At 66.8% G+C, this 19323-nt stretch carries 20 protein-coding genes and 2 pseudogenes; 8 read left to right on the plus strand and 14 right to left on the minus strand.

Going from position 1 to position 19323, the window contains the following annotated elements:
• Positions 1 to 104 precede the first annotated feature (104 nt).
• The 3 genes and pseudogenes from KHC24_RS25225 to KHC24_RS22230 all read left to right on the plus strand — a co-directional run.
• Positions 105 to 614 (plus strand): annotated as a pseudogene (locus KHC24_RS25225) (integrase core domain-containing protein); the annotation flags it as partial.
• A 297-nt stretch (positions 615 to 911) separates the two neighbouring features.
• Positions 912 to 1022 (plus strand): annotated as a pseudogene (locus KHC24_RS25665) (quinone oxidoreductase family protein); the annotation flags it as partial.
• A gap of 58 nt (positions 1023 to 1080) precedes the next feature.
• On the plus strand, positions 1081 to 1515 hold the full coding sequence (locus tag KHC24_RS22230; RefSeq protein ID WP_246547503.1) for a Rid family hydrolase: 435 nt from the start codon (positions 1081 to 1083) through the stop codon (positions 1513 to 1515).
• Positions 1516 to 1616: 101 nt separating this feature from the next.
• Here KHC24_RS22230 and soxA read toward each other — a convergent pair whose 3' ends face one another.
• From soxA to KHC24_RS22270, 8 genes are read right to left on the minus strand one after another with little or no spacing between them, the layout of a single operon-like run.
• Complete coding sequence (gene soxA, locus KHC24_RS22235) at positions 1617 to 2390, minus strand: sulfur oxidation c-type cytochrome SoxA (protein ID WP_213366011.1); 774 nt, start codon at positions 2388 to 2390, stop codon at positions 1617 to 1619.
• A complete protein-coding gene (gene soxZ, locus KHC24_RS22240) occupies positions 2390 to 2710 on the minus strand; it encodes a thiosulfate oxidation carrier complex protein SoxZ (RefSeq protein ID WP_213366014.1) in 321 nt (106 codons plus the stop codon). The genes soxA and soxZ overlap by 1 nt, the downstream gene beginning before the upstream one ends.
• On the minus strand, positions 2707 to 3180 hold the full coding sequence (locus tag KHC24_RS22245; protein ID WP_213366017.1) for a SoxY-related AACIE arm protein: 474 nt from the start codon (positions 3178 to 3180) through the stop codon (positions 2707 to 2709). The genes soxZ and KHC24_RS22245 overlap by 4 nt, the downstream gene beginning before the upstream one ends.
• Positions 3177 to 3593, minus strand: a complete 417-nt coding sequence (gene soxX, locus KHC24_RS22250; RefSeq protein WP_213366020.1) for a sulfur oxidation c-type cytochrome SoxX — start codon at positions 3591 to 3593, stop codon at positions 3177 to 3179. The genes KHC24_RS22245 and soxX overlap by 4 nt, the downstream gene beginning before the upstream one ends.
• Positions 3590 to 4831, minus strand: coding sequence for an NAD(P)/FAD-dependent oxidoreductase (locus KHC24_RS22255; protein WP_213366023.1), 1242 nt, complete (start codon positions 4829 to 4831; stop codon positions 3590 to 3592). Before KHC24_RS22255 ends, soxX begins: the two co-directional genes overlap by 4 nt.
• Before the next feature lie 7 nt (positions 4832 to 4838).
• Entirely contained in the window at positions 4839 to 5177 is a 339-nt protein-coding gene (locus KHC24_RS22260) for a c-type cytochrome (protein ID WP_213366026.1), read from the minus strand.
• The gene (locus KHC24_RS22265) at positions 5177 to 7378 is read right to left on the minus strand and encodes a xanthine dehydrogenase family protein molybdopterin-binding subunit (protein WP_213366029.1); all 2202 of its coding nucleotides are present in this window, start codon (positions 7376 to 7378) and stop codon (positions 5177 to 5179) included. The genes KHC24_RS22260 and KHC24_RS22265 overlap by 1 nt, the downstream gene beginning before the upstream one ends.
• A gap of 11 nt (positions 7379 to 7389) precedes the next feature.
• A complete protein-coding gene (locus KHC24_RS22270) occupies positions 7390 to 7848 on the minus strand; it encodes a (2Fe-2S)-binding protein (protein ID WP_213366032.1) in 459 nt (152 codons plus the stop codon).
• Positions 7849 to 8074: 226 nt separating this feature from the next.
• On the opposite strand from KHC24_RS22270, the gene KHC24_RS22275 reads away from it, so the two are divergent.
• The gene (locus KHC24_RS22275) at positions 8075 to 8686 is read left to right on the plus strand and encodes a type 1 glutamine amidotransferase family protein (protein ID WP_213366035.1); all 612 of its coding nucleotides are present in this window, start codon (positions 8075 to 8077) and stop codon (positions 8684 to 8686) included.
• Here KHC24_RS22275 and KHC24_RS22280 read toward each other — a convergent pair.
• From KHC24_RS22280 to KHC24_RS22290, 3 genes are read right to left on the minus strand one after another with little or no spacing between them, the layout of a single operon-like run.
• Complete coding sequence (locus tag KHC24_RS22280) at positions 8683 to 9870, minus strand: amidohydrolase (RefSeq protein WP_213366038.1); 1188 nt, start codon at positions 9868 to 9870, stop codon at positions 8683 to 8685. The genes KHC24_RS22275 and KHC24_RS22280 overlap by 4 nt on opposite strands.
• 20 nt (positions 9871 to 9890) lie before the next feature.
• Complete coding sequence (locus KHC24_RS22285; protein WP_246547505.1) at positions 9891 to 10814, minus strand: polysaccharide deacetylase family protein; 924 nt, start codon at positions 10812 to 10814, stop codon at positions 9891 to 9893.
• 19 nt (positions 10815 to 10833) lie between these two features.
• Entirely contained in the window at positions 10834 to 11964 is a 1131-nt protein-coding gene (locus KHC24_RS22290) for an FAD-dependent monooxygenase (RefSeq protein ID WP_213366041.1), read from the minus strand.
• 363 nt (positions 11965 to 12327) lie between these two features.
• Between KHC24_RS22290 and KHC24_RS22295 the strand changes: the two genes are divergently transcribed.
• From KHC24_RS22295 to KHC24_RS22310, 4 genes are read left to right on the plus strand one after another with little or no spacing between them, the layout of a single operon-like run.
• Positions 12328 to 13281: an ABC transporter substrate-binding protein gene (locus tag KHC24_RS22295; RefSeq protein ID WP_246547507.1), complete on the plus strand. Its 954-nt coding sequence runs from the start codon at positions 12328 to 12330 to the stop codon at positions 13279 to 13281.
• Positions 13278 to 14111, plus strand: a complete 834-nt coding sequence (locus tag KHC24_RS22300) for an ABC transporter ATP-binding protein (RefSeq protein WP_213366047.1) — start codon at positions 13278 to 13280, stop codon at positions 14109 to 14111. Before KHC24_RS22295 ends, KHC24_RS22300 begins: the two co-directional genes overlap by 4 nt.
• 3 nt (positions 14112 to 14114) lie before the next feature.
• A complete protein-coding gene (locus KHC24_RS22305; RefSeq protein WP_213366048.1) occupies positions 14115 to 14867 on the plus strand; it encodes an ABC transporter permease in 753 nt (250 codons plus the stop codon).
• A gap of 20 nt (positions 14868 to 14887) precedes the next feature.
• Complete coding sequence (locus tag KHC24_RS22310; protein WP_213366051.1) at positions 14888 to 15448, plus strand: MarR family winged helix-turn-helix transcriptional regulator; 561 nt, start codon at positions 14888 to 14890, stop codon at positions 15446 to 15448.
• Positions 15449 to 15773: 325 nt separating this feature from the next.
• On the opposite strand, the gene KHC24_RS22315 is transcribed toward KHC24_RS22310, so the two are convergent.
• Genes KHC24_RS22315 through KHC24_RS22325 form a run of 3 tightly spaced genes read right to left on the minus strand, consistent with a single transcriptional unit; the run spans position 15774 to position 19292 of the window.
• Positions 15774 to 16004 carry a hypothetical protein gene (locus KHC24_RS22315; protein ID WP_213366587.1) on the minus strand — a complete coding sequence of 77 codons (231 nt, stop codon included), beginning with the start codon at positions 16002 to 16004 and terminating at the stop codon, positions 15774 to 15776.
• A 28-nt stretch (positions 16005 to 16032) separates the two neighbouring features.
• A complete protein-coding gene (locus tag KHC24_RS22320) occupies positions 16033 to 18018 on the minus strand; it encodes a CocE/NonD family hydrolase (RefSeq protein WP_213366054.1) in 1986 nt (661 codons plus the stop codon).
• Positions 18019 to 18029: 11 nt separating this feature from the next.
• Complete coding sequence (locus tag KHC24_RS22325) at positions 18030 to 19292, minus strand: MFS transporter (RefSeq protein ID WP_213366057.1); 1263 nt, start codon at positions 19290 to 19292, stop codon at positions 18030 to 18032.
• Positions 19293 to 19323: the final 31 nt, after the last annotated feature.

Here is a 19323-nt window from a genome sequence, read left to right on the forward strand (position 1 = left end):
GTTCCTCGCCGGGGTGATGCTGTCGAGTTCGAGCTACCGGCACCAGATCGAAAGTGACATCGAGCCGTTTCGCGGCCTGCTCATGGGGCTGTTCTTCCTGGCCGTACCTGTTCGTGGCGGTCGACCGGACCTCCAAGCTGGTCTTCGCCAGAATCTATCGGAAGGCGACGAAGCTGGTCGCGGCGGGCTTCCTCAAGGCTCTGCTCATGGCGGTCCCCTACAAGATCCACACCGTGCTGACCGACAACGGCGTCCAGTTCGTCCAGCACGACAAGAGGGCCGAGAGCGGCTTCCTTGTTCATGCCTTCGGAAGAGTCTGCGCCGAGAACAGCATCGAGCACAGGCTCCCCAAGCCGTATCATCCCTGAACCAACGGCCAGGCCGAGCCGATGGTCCGCACGATCAAGGACGCGACCGTCCGCGCCTTCCACTACGCCTCGATCGACGATCTGCGACGCCACGTCCGGGACTGGCTGCTCGCCTACAACTACGCCAAGCAGCTGAAGGCGCTTCGGTTCAAGACACCGCTCGAAGCGCTCAAGCTCATCAGCGCCGAAAAGCCGGAGCTATTCGTCCGTCAGCCAAGCCATGACATGCTGGGACTAAACACCTAGCGCCCCTGTTCAGCGAAGCTCGGGTCCCGCTCGGACAAGCGAGTGATGGCGCCGTGAAAGAACCATGAAAGCAGCCATCTATGATTACCCCCGGCCGGCTCGATGTCCTTCGTTATGCGGATATCCCCGATCCGGTTTGCCCAAGCGATGGCGTGCTGAGGTGCGCCTGGTCTTCGTCGGCAACGCCAGTGGTTCGGTATCGATCTGTGGCCGGCGCTACGGGCGAACCAATCACTTTTCGGGGTCTTCATGGGAACGCAGTTGGAAAAGCCGAATGCCTACTGCACGGTTTCCAGGATGCTGGAACCGGCGGCGACCGGGGATCTTGAGTTCATCGTGAACAGGTCGTTTCCACTTGCGGCGGCTGCCGAGGCTCACGCCTATGCCGAAAGCCATTCCATCCTCGGGCGCGTCGTCATCGTCTCCCGATGTGCTGTCCAAGTTGAATCACTGAAGAGACGACAGAATGGAAAAGCCGGAATTCTTCGTCACCCCGGGCTATGGGGAACTTCTGCGCGACCTGCTGCACTACTCACAGTCAGTGAGGATCGGAAAACGCGTGGAGATATTGGGCCAAGGCCGTTGGGATGACAATTTGCGGATTCCCGATGCGTTGGAGGAAGAGATCGCTCAGGCGCTCCGCAATGTGGAGCGCACGCTGGCGACGGCCAGCGCGGGCTGGGAACACGTGGTGCACGTCAACTCCTACCATGTCGGCGGCTTTCCCCGGAGGTCAACGAGACGATGGCGCGGCTCTATCGCGAGTATATGCCCGATCATGCGCCGATCTGGACGCAGAGACGAGCTTGAGCAGCTCGGAGCCAAGCTCGTCCGATCGGCCGGGCCTTGCATTGAAGAAGGCGGCTTTGGTCAGTTCTGCCATGTCTGTCTCCTGTCCTAGGCTATCAATCGGGACATCCTGCGAGGACTAAACACAGTCCCGTCCGGAGCTTGAGCAGATGACACCCCCCCTGTCCCGCGGGCGGCGTCCAAACAAAATACTTAGGGGCGGACGGCAGGCGTCTCGAGCGCAAGTCCGGCCGCGCGCTCGGCGAGATAGAGTTCCAGTGCGATGAATTCCGCAGAGCCATAGGCGAAGGGCTCGGCGCGCACGCCGACCATGCAGCCGCGCATGCGCCGTTGCAGCGAGCCGACCGCCTGCCATTCGAGACGATAGATCGGGTAACCGGTCGGGTGCGCCTGGGTGACGGCGCTGCCCCCCAGCCGCCCGCGCCAGTTGGCGTCGTGGCAGGACGAGCAGGAAAGATCGAGCTGGCCCATCCGCGTCTCGAACAGCCGCTTGCCCTCGGCACGCGCCGCATGGAGCCGGGGATCGTCCGGCGGGGCGATGGGTAGGCCGCGCGACTGGTGGCCGACATAGGTGCTAAGGCCGAGCAGTTCCTCGCTCTCGCGCGGCAGGCCGGCCGCGTGCTGGCGCGTCGTGCGGCACTGGTCGATCTTCCCGGCGAGGTCGACGGGCGCGCCGCTCGCCGTATCGAAGGCCGGATAGCGCGCCGCCACGTCGCGCATCGAGGTGGCCGCCTCGCCATGGCAGGAGGCGCAGGAGCGGCGCGAGGCACCCGCCGGCTCTTTCCATAGGCTTTCGCCCTGCAGCACCCAGAGCATGCCGGGGTTGGAGCCGTCGTCGGCCTGGATCGCCCGCGTCTCGGCCGACATGAAGTCGGTGCCGGAGCGGCGCTCGCCCGGAGGAATTTCCTGCGCCACAGCTATGCCGGCGCAGAGCAGGGCGGCCGCGAATGCGAGCCGGAAGGCCATCAGCTCACCGCGATCTCGGCGCTCGCCGTCTCCACTTTGCCGTCGTCGTCGGTCCAGCGGAAGGTAAGCGCGCCCGACTTCGTGGCGACGGTGCTGAAGGCGACGAAGGGATTGGCGGAGACGGCCGGATGGAACTCTGCCGAGAACACCTCCTCGCCGTCATACTCGCAGGCGAAATGGCGGATGATCTTGCGCGGGATCGCCTGGCCGTTCGGCCCCATGCGGTAGCCGGTCTCCATCGGGTGGGCGATCATGGCGCGGATGTCGATGACCTCGCCCACCTTGGCGGTCTTCGGCACGCTGACGAGGGTGCGGCTCATGACAGATCCTCGATGCAGGCGGCCAGCGTGACGATGACGTTGGCCGAACTCGACCAGTAGCTGCCGTCGCTCAGCTCGGCGACGGCGATCAACGTCTGCGAGGTGGCGAGCCGGATGCGGGTGGAAAGGCGTCCCCGCCCGGTGCGCGGCCCGAGGGTGAACACCGCCACGTCCGCCTGCGGGTTCTTCTCGTTGAACAAAGCGATGCGGCGCACATGGTCGCCGGCGGTCATCGGGCTCTCTACCGCGACGGTGACGCCGACCGCATTGCCGTTCTCGACCAGCGGCGGCACGTCGAGTTTCACCTTGCCAGTCTCGACCGGCTTGCCACCGGTGAAGCCGTTCACCGCCTCCTGTAGCGAGGGGCGGGCAAGCGCGCGGGCGGGCGGCAAAGCGAGCACCAGCAGTCCGGCACCGCCCGCAAGGATCAGCCCGCGTCGTCCGATGAGGCCGGTTTCTCTCACATTCATTCCTTCAGGCTCGCGAGATAGGCGACGATGTGCTCAATCTCCTGCTCCACCAATATGGGCCGTCCGCGCCATGCCGTCCCGACCCGCTCGCCGGCTTTTGACGCCGCATAGGTCGGCATCAGGCTGTCCGGGTTGAGGCGCTTCATGTCGGTGACGCGCAGGCGGATCTCGTCCTCCGACAGCCGCGCGCCGATGCCGGACAGGTCGGGGGCTAGGTTGCCCTGCAGATGCGGATTCGGGAACGGGCCGGAATGGCAGAGCACGCACAGGCTCTTCTGCCGGTCGGCCACGAGCCGGGCGCCCTCGGTCGCCTCGCCGGGCGTGATTCCCGCCGGGCGCGGCATGGCGTCCTGCGCCAGCGCGGTGCCGGGCACGGCGAGGCCGACCATCGCCGCCAGCAGCGGGGCGTTCATCCGAAGGCCTCCTGGGTGATGGTCTCGAACCAGGCCTGCGCATTGGCCCCCTCCTCCTCGCGGACCGAGCGCGGGGCGTCGAGCGGGCTGGTGCCGCCGGCGCCCTGTACCTCGGCGAGCAGGCCGTTCGCCGGCTGGTAGACGCCGGCGATGGAGACCGCCTGGTCCGGCGCGATCAGACTGTAGCAGGTGTTGATCAGTTTGGGGCTTTCCGGCTCCCTTCCGCGCAGCAGGCCGGCGAGGGCGCTGGCGCAGGCCTTCGCCTGCGCATTGGCGGTGAAGGCGGATTTCGGCATGGCGCCGCCGATCGCCGCGTCGCCGATGACGTGGACGTTCGGTGTCAAACGGGATTCGAACGTCACCGGGTCGATCGGGCACCAGCCGGTCTGGTCGGCGACGCCAATGGTGGTCGCGATGGCGCCTGCCCGCTGCGGCGGGATGACATTGGCGACCGCCGCCCTGTGGCTGCCGAACTCGGTGGTGAGCGTGCGGGCGGGCGCATCGACCTCTGTGACCTTGCCGCCGAAGGACAGGCTCACCCATTCCACCAGCCCCGGATAGAGCTCGCTCCACGCCTGCTCGAACAGGCGCTGCTTGGAGAAAGCGTCCTTGGCGTCGAGGATGAGCAGCTTGGAGCGCGGCTTGCGGGTCTTGAGGAAGTGGGCGACCAGGCTCGCCCGCTCATAGGGGCCGGGCGGGCAGCGGAATGGATTCGGCGGCGCGGAGATGACGACGAGGCCGCCATCCTCCATCGCTTCCAACTGGCGGCGCAGCAGCAGCGTCTGCTCGCCCGCCTTCCAGGCATGCGGCAGCAGCTCGGCAGCGGCGGCGTCATAGCCGGGGATGGCGTCGAAGCGCATGTCGATGCCCGGCGCGACGACGAGCCGGTCATAATCGAGCATCACCTCGTCGGCGAGCACCGCGCGGCGCCGGGCGGCGTCGACGCGCACCACCCTCTGCGGCACATGGACGATGCCGTCATCCTCCAGCCCGCCATAGCCGAAATGCTGGGCGCCGATGTCGCGCAGGCCAGTAATGACGGCATTGCTCATCGGGCAGGCGGTGTAGTGCTCGCTCGGCTCGACAAGGGCGACGGCGATGGTGCGATCCTCGCGCTTGAGCGCGCGGGCGAAGCTCGCCCCGGCAAAGCCGCCGCCGACCACGACGACGCGCGGGCCCGTCTGCGCCAGCACCGGCGGCGCACCGAGCACGGCGGCGCCGGCGGCGAAGCCGCGCAAGAGGCTCCTACGGCTGAGTCGGTGCAGGGGAAGCCGGTGCAGCCGAGCCGGCCGGGGCGTTGCCGCCGGCAGCGAAATAGTCGGCGATGGCGCGGATTTCCTCATCGCTGAACCCCTTGGCGATGCGCGTCATCACGGTGGATGTGCGCTCGCCGCTGCGGAAGGCGGTCATCTGCGAGACGATCTGCTCCGCCGGCTGTCCATTCAAGCTCGGAATCGGCCCGCGACCCGCGGTGCGCGGATGGCAGCCGGAACAGGAGGTCGCGCCGCGTGGCGGGGCGGCCTCGGCCGGCGCCATGGGCATGGCCACCCACAGCGCCGGCAGCAGCAAAAGCATAAGGCGCATCAGCTCAGCTCGTGGTTCTTGAGCGGCAGAGTGCGGTAGCGCTTGCCCGTCGCCGCGAAGAGCGCGTTGAGAACTGCCGGCCCGGCCACCGCGATGGTCGGCTCGCCCACTCCGCCCCAGAAGCCGCCTGAAGTCAGGATGATGGTCTCGACCGCCGGCATCTGCGCGAGGCGCATCACCTCATAGGTGTCGAAGTTTTCCTGCTCCATGCGCCCGCCCTTCACCGTGCACTCGCCATAGAGGCAGGCGGAGAGACCGTAGACGAAGGAGCCCTCGACCTGCCGCTCGATCTGCGCCGGGTTGACGGCGTGGCCAGGATCTGTCGCGGCGACGATGCGGTGGACGGTGAGCTCGCCATTGGTCACCGAGACCTCGGCGGCGGCGGCGACATAGGAGCCAAAGCCCATGATCTGGGCGAGCCCGCGCCCGCGTCCCTCAGCCGGCGGCGTGTCCCAGCCGATGCCCTTGGCGGCGGCCTCCAGCACCGCGAGGTGCTTGGGATGGTTCGCCATCAGCCTGCGGCGGAAGGCGAGCGATTCCATCCCCGCTTCATGCGCCAGCTCGTCGATGAAGCATTCGACATAGATGGCGTTCTGGTTGAGGTTCACACCGCGCCAGAAGCCTGGCGGGATCGGCGGGTTGCGCATGGCGTGATCGATCAGAAGGTTGGGCACGGTGTAGCCGAGATGCCCCTCCGGCAAATTCGCCGTGAGCCCCTGGAACACCACCGGGTCCATGCCGCCCTGCATGCCTTCCGGCCGCACCGAAGCGAGGATGGACTGGCCGGAGATGCGCATATGCATCGCCGTGACGTTGCCCTGCGCGTCGAGCGTGGCGCTCAGCTTGGCCTGCGTGGTCGGGTGATAGGCGCCATGGAGCATGTCCTCCTCGCGCGACCACAAGAGCTTCACTGGCGTACCGGGCATCTGCCTGGCGATGCTGACAGCCTGCCGGACATAGTCTTGGAAGTTGCCGCGCCGGCCGAAGCCGCCGCCGAGATGGATCTTGTAGACCTCGCACTTGTCGACCGGCAGGCCGGAGGCTTCCGCCACCACGGCGAGGCTCGACTCGCCGTTCTGCGTCGGCACCCACACCTCGCACTTCTCGTCCGTGTAGAGCGCGGTAGCGTTCATCGGCTCCATGGTGGCGTGGTTCTGGTAGGGGAAGGCGTAGCCGGCGGTGACGATCTTGCCGCCGGCCGGGGCGCCCTTGGCGAGCTCGGCCTTAGCGTCGCCCTGCCGGTTGCCGACGAAGGCTTCATCCGCATCGAGCCCGGCGCGCAGCATCTCGGCGATGGAGGCGGAGGAGATGCCGGTGTTCGGCCCCTCATCCCAGGTGATGGGCAGTGCGTCGAGCGCGGTCTTGGCCCGCCACCAGGTGTCGGCGACCACGGCGACGGCGGCATCGTCCACCTTCACCACGCTCTTCACGCCCGGCATCTTCTCCACCGCGGCGGCATCGAAGCTCGCCACCTTGCCGCCGAAGACCGGGCAGGCCTTGATGGCGGCGTTCACCATGCCCGGCAGCTTGAGGTCGGCGCCGTAGACCTGCTTACCGGTGAGCTTGTCCACCGTGTCGAGGCGCGCCAGCGGCTTGCCGGCGATCTTCCAGTCCTTCGGGTCCTTGAGCTTGACGTCGCTCGGCGGCGTCAGCTTGCCGGCGGCATCGGCCACCTCGCCGAAGCGCAGCGTGCGCCCGCTGGGGCCGTGGGTGATGACGCTGTTGGCCGCCACGCATTCGCCCGCCGGCACGTTCCACTGCGCCGCGGCGGCGGCGATCAGCATCTCGCGCGCGGCCGCGCCGCCCTTGCGGACATAGTCGTGCGAATCCCGGATGCCGCGCGAGCCGCCGGTGGAGTAGCTGCCCCAGACGCGGTTGCGCTTGAGATTCTCGCCCGGCGGGGGATACTCGGTCGTCACCTTCGACCAGTCGCATTCTAGCTCTTCGACCACCAACTGGGCGAGGCCGGTGAGCGTGCCCTGGCCCATCTCCGAGCGGGCGACACGGATGACGACGGTGTCGTCCGGTTTCACCACCACCCAGGCATTGACCTCAGGCGGCAGGCTCGCCGCCGCGTCCTGCGCCAGCGCTTCATCCGAGAAGGGGATGTGGAAGCCGAGCGACAGGCCACCGAGCGCGGCAGCCGAGCCGGCGAGGAAGTTGCGGCGGGATACGCCGGGAAATCTCTGTGCGATCGTCATGTCCGCCTCCCTCAGCCCGCCTTCTCATCCGCCGCCATATGGATGGCGGCACGGACGCGGTTATAGGTGCCGCAGCGGCAAATATTGGTGATCTCGGCGCTGATGTCCTCGTCGCTCGGCTGCGGATTGGTCTCCAGCAGGCTGGCGGCGGCCATGATCATGCCGGTCTGGCAGTAGCCGCATTGCGGCACATCGAGCGCCAGCCAGGCCTTCTGCACCGGATGGGAACCATCGGGCGAGAGTCCTTCGATGGTGACGATCTTCTGGCTTTCCTCGATGGAGGAGACCGGCATGACGCAGGAGCGCGTCGCCACGCCGTCTATGTGCACGGTGCAGGCGCCGCACTGGGCGATGCCGCAGCCGAACTTGGTGCCCGTCATGCCGAGCTGCTCGCGCAGGACCCACAGGAGTGGCGTGTCGGGCTCGGCCTCGAACTCCTCGACGCGGCCGTTAACGGTCAATCGAGCCATGCCTTGAACCTCCCTTTGAGCCCGTTGCGACGAGATCTCAGGCTAGGTTCGCGCTGTCGCAGAATCATGTCCTCCGTAAAGGAAGATGTCGCGAGACGGGTCAGAAGTCGCCCCTGACAAGAATTGATACAGTTCAAATCTGAGCGGCCGCAGCCTCTCGGCGGCGGGAGGCCGGCATAAAGAAGCCGCCGCGGGGGCACGCTTGCGTAGCCGACCCCGAAGCGGGGTGATCATAGAAGATCCGGAACCGGACCAGGAGACATCAACAGAGAGCGGGATCGGGCTGCTACCCGCTGGCCCATGCCTTCTCCATGGCCAAAGGAAAAGTACTCATCATCGGATCAAACGCCATCCGCATCGAGGTCCGTCGCGGCTGGGGCAAGACCGGTCAGTATCTCAACGAGACCGTCGTGCCCGCCATGGCCTTCCCGCATTCGAGGGCGACGAGAAGGCGTGGCGAGAGGCGCAGGAATTCTACACAAACCATCCGTCGATCCTTCGGCACTTCCACGCCACCGGCAAGCCGACGGCGCTACTGTGCCACGGGCCGATCGCGCTCGCCGCGGCGGTGCCCGACGCGCCGGCGTTCCGCCTCGCTCTTCTTGGCGGCAATGTCGATCACGCAAGAACGCTCGCGGAATACTGGCCTTACGCCGGGTACAAAATGACGATATTCTCCAATTCGGAGGAAAAGGTCGTTGAAGACCACATCCTGCATGACAAGATGCGCTTCCATGTGGTGGATGCGCTCGAAATCGCCGGCGGCGAGGTAAGCGACGCGCGGCAACACGGACATCGTGTTGTGGTGAAAATGCTGAACCGCGGTTCCGGGATTTAAATGGAAAGTGACAGCCGTGCCAGGCGATCGAGCGCGATCCGCGCGAACAGCGCGGCACCGATTGGGATGACCGCGTCGTTGAAGGCGTAGCGCGGATTGTGAAGGGCGGCACCCGCGCCCTGGCCGAGGAAGCAATAGGCGCCGGGCACCGCCATCAGCATGTCGGCAAAATCCTCGCTGGTCGTCACTTTTGGGACGTCCGTGTCCACCTTGCCGGCGCCGACGACGGCGCGCGCCGCCTTGGCCAGCGCCGCGGCCTGCGCGTCGTGATTGACCAGGGTGCTGAACACGTCGCGGATCGAGACGCGCGCCTCCGCGCCATAGGCCTGCGCAATGCCGGCGGCGAGCGTCCCGATCCGCCCGGCGATCCGCTCCCGCACCAGCGGCGAGAAGGAGCGGATGGTGCCGGAGAGGCGCGCCGTACCGGGAATGACGTTATAGGTCGTCCCGGCGTTCATCGCCGTCACCGAGACCACCGCCGCCTCGTTCGGATCGATGTCACGCCCGACGATGGCGTGCAACGCCTGGGCGATGGCGATCGCCACCAGTCCAGCATCGATCGTCCGGTGCGGGAAGGCGGCATGGCCGCCATTGCCCCTGACGTCGATGTCGAAGAAATCCGCGCTGGCGCTGACCGGCCCGCGGCGCAGCCCGACTTCGCAGAAGCCGCGGTTGGGGTCGTTATGCAGCGCGTAGATCTCGTCGCAGGGGAAGCGGGCGAACAGGCCGTCCCTCAGCATGGCGCGGGCGCCGCCGAGGCCTTCCTCCGCCGGCTGGAAGACCAGCACCACCCGGCCGGGGAAGTCGCGATGCGCGGCGAGATGGCGCGCGGCGCCCACCAGCATGGCGACGTGCCCGTCATGTCCGCAACCGTGGAAGCGTCCGGGCACGGTCGAGCGCCAGGGGAAATCGCTGTCCTCCTCGATGGGCAGCGCGTCCATGTCGGCGCGCAGCCCGATAGAGCGGCCGGGTCCGCCCCTGCCCTCGACGAGGCCGACGAGGCCGGTGCCGCCGATCTCCGCGAAGACCGGGATGCCGCAGGCCTCGAGCTCGGTGCGGATGCGCGCGGCGGTCCGATGCTCCTCGAAACCCAGCTCGGGATGGGCGTGGAGATCGCGCCGCAGCGCGGTCAGATGGGCGAGATCGGCTTCGATGGCGGCGAGCGGCAGGGCAGCGAGCGTCATAGCGGCGTTCTCCCGAAATGTCAGGCCGGCTTGAAATGCGCGTGCCAGTGACGGGCGATGTCGATGCCGCGGCAGAACCACACGTCGTCACGGGCGCGCATATGATCGAGAAGCCGGGCGAGGCCGGGGAAGCGGCCGGGCCGGCCGATCAGCCGGTCGTGCAGGCCGATGGAGAGCAGCTTCGGCGCGCCGCGCCGGCCTTCGTCATACAGCGTATCGAAGGCGTCGCGCATGTAGTGGAAGAAATGCTCGGCCGTCGGAAAGCCGCTGTTCTCGTTGAAGCGGTTATCGTTGGCCTCGTAAGAATAGGGGATGACGAGGTGCGGGCCGCCCGGCCCCTCGATCCAGTAGGGCAGCTCGTCGGCGAGCGAATCGCGGTCATAGAGGAAGCCGCCTTCCTCCATGAGCAGCCGCCTTGTGTTCGGTCCCGGCCGGCCGGTCATCCAGCCGAGCGGGCGGGTGCCGGTGAGCGCGGCCAGGATGTCGCGCGCCCTGGCGATATGCGCGCGCTCCTCGTCTTCCGTCACCTCGCCATAGTCGATCCAGCGATAGCCGTGGCTGACCATCTCGTGGCCGCGCGCGACAAAGGCGCGGGCGAGCTCCGGGTTCTGCTCCAGTGCGCGGGCGACGCCGAGCACGCTGATCAGGATGTCATGGCGCGCGAACAGGTCGAGCAGGCGCCAGGAGCCGCGGCGGCTGCCATATTCGAAGACGGATTCGACCAGCGGCACCCGGCGGCCGGCGAAGGTCGGCACACCGATGTCGTTCAGCATGCCTTCCGAGATGGGATCGCCATTGGCGAGGGTGGATTCGCCGCCTCCCTCGACATTGAGGTTGAAGTTGACGGCGATGGCGGCGCCACCCGGCCATTTCGGATCGGGCGGCGTCTCGCCATAGCCGACGAGGTCGCGGGCGATCATCGGGTCGGGAGCGCAGGCGGGCATGGGCGGTCTCCGGCGCCGGTCAGGCGGCCTGATCGAGGGCATCGCTGAAGGGGTCGTAACCGAAGAACCAGCTGGTATCACCCGGCAGCTTCATCCAGGAGTTCTCGGCCGAGATGCGCTGCACGTCGCCGACGCGGGGAATCCGGCTGGCGGCGTAGACGTGGAAGGCCTGCTCCGGACTGTTGCAGGCGGCGATGGCGCGGGCGAGTATCGCCGCATCCTCGATCGCCATGGAGCCGCCAGCCGCCATGAAGGGGCGCACCGCGTGGCAGGCGTCGCCCATCAGCACCGCGCGGCCGGCGCTCCAGACGTCGTTGCGGACGCGATCGCAGATGGGCAGCAGCGAAACGTTGTCGGTCGCCTCCAGCAGCGCCCTCAGATCCGGGTGGGCGGTGGGGAAGGCGGCGAGGAAGTCTTCGCGCGAGCCGGGGCCCGGCGGCGAATCCGCGTGCCACGCGTCGCTCGGCACCGCCGCCATGACGTAGCATTCGTCGCGCCGCTCGGTCATGAAATAGGAGAGCAGGTGGCGCTCCTCGCCCCACCATTTGGTGCAGTCGCGTATCGGCACGCCGACGGCGCGGGAGGCGGGGAATACCGCGCGCAGCGCCACCTTGCCGACATAGCGCGGCGTCGCGCGGCCGACGATCGCCTCGCGCACCACCGAGCGTATGCCGTCGGCGCCGATGACGAGGTCGGCCTCGACGCGCGCGCCATTGACGAAAGTCAACCTCACGCCGTCGCCGGTCTCGTCGAGCCCGGCGAGGTGATGCTCGAAGCGGATGCTGCCCGGCTTCAGCCGCGAGACCAGCAGCCGATGCAGGTCGGCGCGATGGATGTTGACGAAGGGGCCGCCGAAACGGCGCTCGGCGACCGCGTCGAAGACGAACTCATTTAGGACCGCGCCGCTGGCGACGTCGCGGCTGACGAAGGCGTCCGGCTTGATGCCGGTGCGCACCATGACGTCCTCGATGCCGAGGCGTCGCATCACCTTGGCCGTGCTGGCGCCTAGGATGATGCCGGCGCCGATGCGGCTGAAATTCTCCGCTTGCTCGAACACCGTGACGCCGTAGCCCTGTTGCTGCAGCAGGCCGGCAGCGGTCAGGCCGGCGATGCCCGCGCCGACAATGGCGATCCTAGTAGCGCGATCCATGAAGGTCCAGATTATTCGATAACGAATAAATTAGCTTGGGGCGGTGGGACGACGCATGTCAAGAGCGGCCCGATAGTTCCGAAGTTCCGATCGAATTCTATTGATGCATGGAACCGGAACGGCATGCCTAGGCGCACTCCAATGGCTGAGAGATCAAGATCTGTGCGGAGTGCCCGACATATGTGCGTCCGTTGGCGGATAGTGCCTGCCAATTGATCCAAGCTGTTGATTGACGCAGTTCAAGCCTCAGCCTAGCCTGAAGTCATTCGATATAGAAAGAATGGCGAATGTTCGTCGCGACCCCGCGCAGCGGCCGTCGAAAACCTCGCGTCGGTCTTATGGAGCCCGCCGATGTTAAAGCGCTTGGCAGCCCTTTTTGTGCTCTCCGCCCAGTTCTCGGTCCCGCTCGCGGCCGGGGCGGCAGAGGTCAACGTCACCACCGATTTCGGCTATAATGGCCGGCACGCCTATTTCTACGTCGCGCTCGACAAGGGCTACTACAAGGCCGAGGGGCTCGACGTGAACATCCTGCGCGGGCAGGGCTCGGCAGACGCGATCAAGAAGGTGGCGTCCGGGGCGGCGGCGTTCGGCTTCGCCGATGCCGGCTCGCTGGTGCTGGCGCGCGGCAACGACAAGGTACCGGTGAAGATGGTGGCCGTGGTCTATGCGACGCCGCCGCAGGCGATCTTCGCGCTGGCTGACAGCGGCATCAGGACACCGAAGGACCTCGAGGGGAAGACCCTCGCCGACACGGCCTCGAGTTCGGTGCGCCTGCTTTTTCCCGCCTATGCCGAGGCGGCGGGCATCGACGCCTCCAAGGTGACCTGGGTGACGGCCGACGGCGCGGCGCTGTCCTCGGTGCTGGCGACCGGCCGGGCGGACGGCATCGGCCAGTTCCTCGTCGGCCAGCCGCTGGTGGAGAAGGCGACCGCTCCCAAGGCGGTGACGGCGCTGGCCTACAAAGATGCCGGCCTCAATTTCTACAGCAACGGCCTCATTGCCTCGGAAGAAGCTATCGCCAGCCAGCCGGAGATGGTGCGGGGCTTTGTGCGCGCGACGCTGAAGGGCATGGAGGAGGCCTTCGCCACCCCAGCAGAGGCCGCCGCGATCATGCACCGGTACCAGAAGCAGATCGACCCGGCGGTGATCGAGGGCGAAATTAAGCTCGTGAAGGAACTCGCCACCGTGCCGGGCCAGCCGCTCGGCAGGATCGACCCGGTGCGCGTGAAGGAGACGGTGAACGTCATCGCCAAATACTTCAAGCTGAACGCGCCGGTCGATCCGAAGGACCTGGCGGTGGAAGGATTCGTCGAATGACTGCCGATATCGCCCGCTCCGATGTGGAGCGGGCGGAACGGACCGGAACGGGAAGGCCAAGCGTTCCCGTCATCCATCTGCGCGACGTGATCAAGCGGTTCCGGGAAAAGACTGGCCGCGAGGTTCACGCCCTTGGGCCGGTGGACCTGACTATCCGGCCCGGCGAGTTCGTCTGCGTCGTCGGTCCGTCCGGCTGCGGCAAGTCCACGCTGCTGCGCCTGATTGCCGGGCTGGAGGCGGCGAGCGGCGGCACGCTGCGGCGTTACGGGCAGCCGCTCGACGCCCCTTCGCACGAGGTCGGCATCATCTTCCAGGAACATGTGCTGTTCCCCTGGGCGAGCGTGCTCGAAAACGTGCTGCTGCCGGCCGATGTCCTCGGGCTGGAGAAGAGCGCGGCGCAGGCGCGGGCCTGGCGGCTATTGGAGATGACCGGACTCAGGGACTTCGCCCATCACTGCCCGCAGAACCTGTCGGGCGGCATGAAGCAGCGGGCCGCCTTTTGCCGCGCCATGCTGGCCGATCCGCGCTTCCTGCTGCTCGACGAGCCCTTCGGCGCCCTCGATGCGCTCACCCGCGAGGAGCTTTCGCTCGAACTCTCGCGGTTGTGGGATGAGCTCGGGCGCACCGCCTTCATGATCACCCACGATATCGAGGAGGCGATCCTGCTCGGCGACCGCGTGCTGGTCATGTCGCCGCGGCCCGGCCGGATCGAGGCCGACATCGCCATCGACCTGCCGCGCCCGCGCTCCATCGACACCGCCGCCCTGCCGCGCTTCCAGGAGATCAAGAACCAGGTGCGCCACCTCATCTTCGGTCACAGGAAGGGCTGAGGCATGTCGTTTTCGTCGCTCGGCGGCCGCCTGCTCATCCCCGTCGTCTATCTCGCCATGTTGTCCGCCTGGGAAGGGCTGACTCTCTATTTCTCCGTGCCGAGCTGGGTGCTGCCGGCGCCGTCCGAGATCCTCGCCGCCGGTGTCGAATGGGCGCCGGAACTCGCGACCAACGCCCTGGTCACGCTGCGCGAGACGGTGTTCGGCTTCCTGCTGGCGCTCGCGCTGTCGCTGCCGCTCGCGGCGCTCATCGCCTTCAACGCGCTGGCGCGCCGCATCATCTATCCGGTGCTGCTCGGCCTGCAGTCGATCCCCAAGGTGGCGCTGGCACCGCTGGTGCTGCTGTGGTTCGGCTTTTCCGAATGGCCGAAGATCGTCATCGTGGTGCTGGTCTGCTTCTTTCCCATCCTCGTCAACGTCGTCGCCGGCTTCGACGCCGTGCCCAAGTCGATGCTCGACATGATGCGCTCGCTGGGGGCCTCGCAGCACATGATCCTGCGCCGACTGCGCCTTCCCGCGGCGCTGCCCGCGCTGTTTACCGGCTGCAAGGTGGCGATCACCTTCGCCGTCATCGGCGCGGTAATCGGCGAGTTCGTCTCGGCGCAGAGCGGGCTCGGCTACCTCATCCTGATCACCACCTCGCAATCGCAGACGCCGGTCGCCTTCGCGGCGCTGCTGCTGCTGACCGTCATGAGCGTGGCGCTGTTCTACATACTGGAATATCTCGAGAAGCGGGTGGTGACGTGGAGCCCGTGACCGGGAAGGAGGAGCAAGGCATGGGGCAGGAGCCGGCGAAGAAGGGCCGCCGCATCTCGACCGACAGCGCCGCGCGCCAGCGGGTCGACGAGATCTTCCGGCAATGGCAAGCGGAACGACCCGACATCGACCCCGTGCCCGTCCACATCTACGGGCTGATCGGCCGCATCCACATCCAGTCCACCGCCTTCATCGACGAGGTGCTGGAGCCCTACGATCTCGTGCGCGGCACCTTCGACGTGCTTACCGCGCTGCGCCGGGCCGGCGCGCCCTACAGCCTGACGCCGAAGGAGCTATCCCGTTCGCTGCTGCTGAGCGGAGCGGGATTGAACAGCCGCATCAACAAGCTCGAGGCGCTGCACTACATCGCCCGGCTGCCGGAGCCGAGTGACCGGCGCACCATCCGCATCCAGCTCACCGCCTCGGGCGAAACGGTGATCAACAAGGCGATCCCCGACGTCTTCGACGCGCAATGGGTGCGTCTCAAGCCACTGGACACAGAGGCGTTGACGCGCCTGCTAGAGGAACTCGCCCGCTTCGCGGACGCAATCGAGTCCGTTCCTTCGCTTACGCGTAAATGAGACTCACGACCTCGGTGCGGCGTGTGCATAGTTTAGACATAGTTCTCCGTTGCGTTGGGCTTGACCTGCTTTTGCCGCTGAATGAGCGGTCCGTGTGATGTCGTGTGAGATGGTCCGCGACAATGTCGATCATGCCATTCAATGTCTTTGCAGTTTCGCTTTGGTCGGCACGCCGATCAAGGGGGACCTATGAACGCGTATGTTATTTGATATTGCATTTGTTTAAGTTCTCGGCGATCTCCGGATCCGTTTGATGAGATCGGCCTGCCCGGTCTGTCGGGAGCGGTAGTGATAGGTCGAGCGTTCCACCGGCGGAGCGCGGCAATCATAGCCTCTTGCTGACGTGTAACAGAGTGCCAATGGCGCGGTCCGCGTCGTTCCAGCGCTGCTGATGGGCGCATAGTATGGCAGCGACTTCGGCCCGCTGCGATTGGAGCAACGGAAAATCGACCGTAAGCTCATCGCCAACTAGGTTGACCACGTCAACATGGTCGTCCGGCGCCAGCCGGACGACCCGCGCGGTGCCGGCCACCACCGCAAAAATAGATTTCTCCATGGATTGCCTCGCGGGGAGACCGGACACGTCAGTAGTCGAAGCAGTTGCGCCAAAGCCGGGAGAACACGCTCTTCTCATTCTCGAACGCCTCATAGCGCGACTCCAGTACCAGCTTGTCGCCTTCCCAGAACACCTCGCTGCGCGCTTCCAGCCGGATCGTCCAGCCTGGCCGCTCGTATCGCTGCATACTCTCGAAATAGGCCTTGGCCGAATTCGGGTCGGCGGGGAGGATCGAATAGCCATGCGCGCCGCGTCCGCCGAGCGTGAGTTCGCCGAGCCGCCAGGTCTTGCGCTGGTTGGCGCTGGTCAGCGTAGATTCCCCGGTCGTCGCGTCCCATGTGACGGTTCGGGTGATATCGCCCGGCTCGATGTCCTCTGACGGGATGGGCGCGGCGGAGATCGGCGGGCCGAACGGCACCAAGTCATGCACGGCCTGCGCCGGCATGCCCGGAAGCAGCAGCGTGGTGGCGTCGGGATAGAGCGTGATGGCGCCGGCTTCCCGCTCCGGCCAGACCATCGGCCAGTAGGTGGTGGAAATCGCCAGCCGGATCCGGCGGCCCGGCCTGAAGGTGTAGGCGACGCCCTTGAGCGGGATTTCATAGGAAAAGCGCTCGCCGACGGCGACGCCTTCCGGCCGCGTCACCCGGCGGATCGCGAAGGTCACGCGCGCCGACGTGCTGTCGGGCGCGATCTCGTTTAGCCGGACGATCACGGTCGCGGTGGGTCCATCCATCGCCATGTCGAGCCTAAGGCGGGGGATGCCGACCAGCTCGACGGCATGGGCCAGCATCGGCGTATCGTAGCAGACCGACAGGGCGTCGTCGGGGCGGTTGTCCGCCTGGAATTCCGGGCCGTCGCCGCCGCCGTCGAGCGGGCACCATTCGCCGGCATAGGCGCCCAGATGTTGGGGGGTATCGACGCGCACCGGATCGCCCGCCACAGCGGGCGCGGTCGTCAGCCGCCCGTTGTCGAGATGGAAGGCCTGGCTGTCTCCCTCGCAGGGCCAGCCCGGCACGCCGATCCAGCGTCCACCAATGGTCGGGAAGCGCGGATGCGGCGTGAGTTCCTCGCCGACCCACAGCCGCAGCATGGGCTCGTCCATGATGCCGGTCGCCTCGTCGAGCAGCCAGTGCCGCCACCAGCGCATGCACTCCTCCAGGAAACCGATCTTCGGTCCCGGCACGCCCCAGTTCGGGTACATGTGGGTCCAGGGGCCGATCATGCCCTTGCGCGGCCCCTTGAGATTCTGCATCAGCCGCAGCACCGGGTCGGAATAGCCGTCGGTCCAGCCGGTCACAGCGTAAACGGCGCAGTTGATGTCGTCATAGTCCTCGCAGACCGAGCCATGCTTCCAGAAGTCGTCGCGCTCCATATGGGCAAACCAGCTCGCGAGCGGCGGCGTGATATTCTCCAGCCGGTTCATCCACATGTCGCGCCAGCGCTCGCCGACATGGACAGGATCGGCCGGCCGGCCGAGCTGGGCGAACAGGCCGGCGCCCCACTGGATACCGTCGATCAGCAGGCCGCCGCCCATGAAATGGACGTCGTCGCTGTAACGGTCGTCGGTCGAGCAGCAGGTAACGATGGCCTTGAGCGCCGGGGGGCGCCGCGCGGCGATCTGCAGGCCGGCAAAGCCGCCCCAGGAAATGCCGATCAGCCCGACCTTGCCGTTGCACCACTCCTGCGCCGCCAGCCAGGCGATCACCTCGCAGGCGTCGTCCTGCTCCTGCCTGAGATATTCATCGTGCAGCAGTCCCTCGGAATTGCCGCTGCCGCGCAGGTCGACGCGCACGGAAGCAATGCCGTTCATGGCGAAATAGCCATGCACCATGGAATCCCCGACCGCCGTGTTGTCGGACTGGCGATAGGGAATCCACTCCAGCACCACGGGTACCCTGGCCGCCGCCGGCCGTTCCGGCCGCCAGAGCCGGCCGGTCAGGACGACGCCGTCGGACAGCGTGATGGCGATCTGCTCATAGGGAGCGGGCGTGTCCGCGAGATAGGCGTTCTCCATAGAGCAGTCCTTCAAACGATCTGAGACGTGGAATGGGGTTCGGTCGGTGGCTCGGGCAGCAGCAGGATGACCAGCGCCGCCACCGCGCAGACGATGCCGCCGGCGATGAAGGTGAAGGGCATGCCGAGCCGGTCGCCGAGCCCGCCGACGATCAGCGAGCCGAACGGCACCGTGCCGAGCATCATCATCGCGTACATCGCCATCACCCTGCCGCGGAACGCCGGCGGGGTGAACTGCTGCAGCAGCGAGTTCGAGGCGAGGTTCTGCGACAGGATGGCAAAGCCCATCGGCAAAGCGAGCGCGGCGGTGACGGCCAAGCTGGTCGACAGGCCGATGCCGATCTGCGTCAGGCCCAGAAGCAGGGCCGACCAGCCGGGATAGAGCCGCAGGATCGACAGCCGGTCGAACACGGTGAGCAACACGGCGGCGATCACCGCGCCGATGCCGGTAAGGCTCATCAGCATGCCGGCCACGGTGGCGTCCGAATTCAGCATCGTGTTAGCCAGCGCCGGCAGGAACGAGAAATACGGCACGCTGGTGAAGCTGCAGATGCCGACCAGAACGAGGATGCGCGCCTGCGTCGGCCGGCTCCGGATGAAGGCGAAGCCGCGGCGCATCTCGGTGAAGAACGGCTCGCGCACACGCCGGATCGGCGCCACGCCCTTCAGCCTCACGAGCATGACCAGCATCGGCACATAGGCGAGCGCCTTGAGCGCGAAGCACCAGCCCTCGCCGAAGCTGGCGACGATGGCGCCGCCCACCGCCGGGCCGATCAGGCGCGCGGCGTTAAACAGCATGGAATTGAGCGCGATGGCGTTTCGCAGGTCGTCGAGCCCGACCAACTCTGCAACGAAGGCCTGTCGGGTCGGGCTGTCGAAGGCGGTGACGATGCCGATCGACAGGGTGAGCAGCATCACCGTCTCGACCGTCACCCGGTCGGTGAGGGTAAGGAAGCCGAGCAGCGAGACCAGTGTGATGAAAGCCGCCTGCGTGCAGATCAGCAGCCGGCGGCGGTCCAGCCGGTCGCTGACCGTGCCGGCGATCGGCCCCAGCAGAAAAGTCGGTCCCAGCTCGCACAGGGCCAAGAGGCCGAGCAGCCAGGGCGAGGCGCTCAGCCGCCACATCAGCCAGCCGATGGCGATGGAGTGGATCCACGAGCCGACCACCAGCGGCATCTGGGCAAGGAAATAGCGGCGATAGAGCGGATTGCGCAGCGCGCGCGCCGCCCGCTGCCGCCAGTGGATCGCGGGTGTTTCCGGTGTAGCGAAGGTCATGCAGGCAACGCCATTGGCCTCCGGCGCCCGG

The organism is Ancylobacter defluvii (assembly GCF_018390605.1).
Lineage (GTDB): Bacteria > Pseudomonadota > Alphaproteobacteria > Rhizobiales > Xanthobacteraceae > Ancylobacter > Ancylobacter defluvii.

Coding starts and splice junctions, on each gene's coding strand:
- KHC24_RS22230 (WP_246547503.1), top strand. CDS start 1,081: ATGGAAAAGCCGGAATTCTTCGTCACCCCGGGCTATGGGGAACTTCTG.
- soxA (WP_213366011.1), bottom strand. CDS start 2,390: ATGGCCTTCCGGCTCGCATTCGCGGCCGCCCTGCTCTGCGCCGGCATA.
- soxZ (WP_213366014.1), bottom strand. CDS start 2,710: ATGAGCCGCACCCTCGTCAGCGTGCCGAAGACCGCCAAGGTGGGCGAG.
- KHC24_RS22245 (WP_213366017.1), bottom strand. CDS start 3,180: ATGAATGTGAGAGAAACCGGCCTCATCGGACGACGCGGGCTGATCCTT.
- soxX (WP_213366020.1), bottom strand. CDS start 3,593: ATGAACGCCCCGCTGCTGGCGGCGATGGTCGGCCTCGCCGTGCCCGGC.
- KHC24_RS22260 (WP_213366026.1), bottom strand. CDS start 5,177: ATGCGCCTTATGCTTTTGCTGCTGCCGGCGCTGTGGGTGGCCATGCCC.
- KHC24_RS22265 (WP_213366029.1), bottom strand. CDS start 7,378: ATGACGATCGCACAGAGATTTCCCGGCGTATCCCGCCGCAACTTCCTC.
- KHC24_RS22270 (WP_213366032.1), bottom strand. CDS start 7,848: ATGGCTCGATTGACCGTTAACGGCCGCGTCGAGGAGTTCGAGGCCGAG.
- KHC24_RS22280 (WP_213366038.1), bottom strand. CDS start 9,870: ATGACGCTCGCTGCCCTGCCGCTCGCCGCCATCGAAGCCGATCTCGCC.
- KHC24_RS22285 (WP_246547505.1), bottom strand. CDS start 10,814: ATGCCCGCCTGCGCTCCCGACCCGATGATCGCCCGCGACCTCGTCGGC.
- KHC24_RS22290 (WP_213366041.1), bottom strand. CDS start 11,964: ATGGATCGCGCTACTAGGATCGCCATTGTCGGCGCGGGCATCGCCGGC.
- KHC24_RS22300 (WP_213366047.1), top strand. CDS start 13,278: ATGACTGCCGATATCGCCCGCTCCGATGTGGAGCGGGCGGAACGGACC.
- KHC24_RS22305 (WP_213366048.1), top strand. CDS start 14,115: ATGTCGTTTTCGTCGCTCGGCGGCCGCCTGCTCATCCCCGTCGTCTAT.
- KHC24_RS22310 (WP_213366051.1), top strand. CDS start 14,888: ATGGGGCAGGAGCCGGCGAAGAAGGGCCGCCGCATCTCGACCGACAGC.
- KHC24_RS22315 (WP_213366587.1), bottom strand. CDS start 16,004: ATGGAGAAATCTATTTTTGCGGTGGTGGCCGGCACCGCGCGGGTCGTC.
- KHC24_RS22320 (WP_213366054.1), bottom strand. CDS start 18,018: ATGGAGAACGCCTATCTCGCGGACACGCCCGCTCCCTATGAGCAGATC.
- KHC24_RS22325 (WP_213366057.1), bottom strand. CDS start 19,292: ATGACCTTCGCTACACCGGAAACACCCGCGATCCACTGGCGGCAGCGG.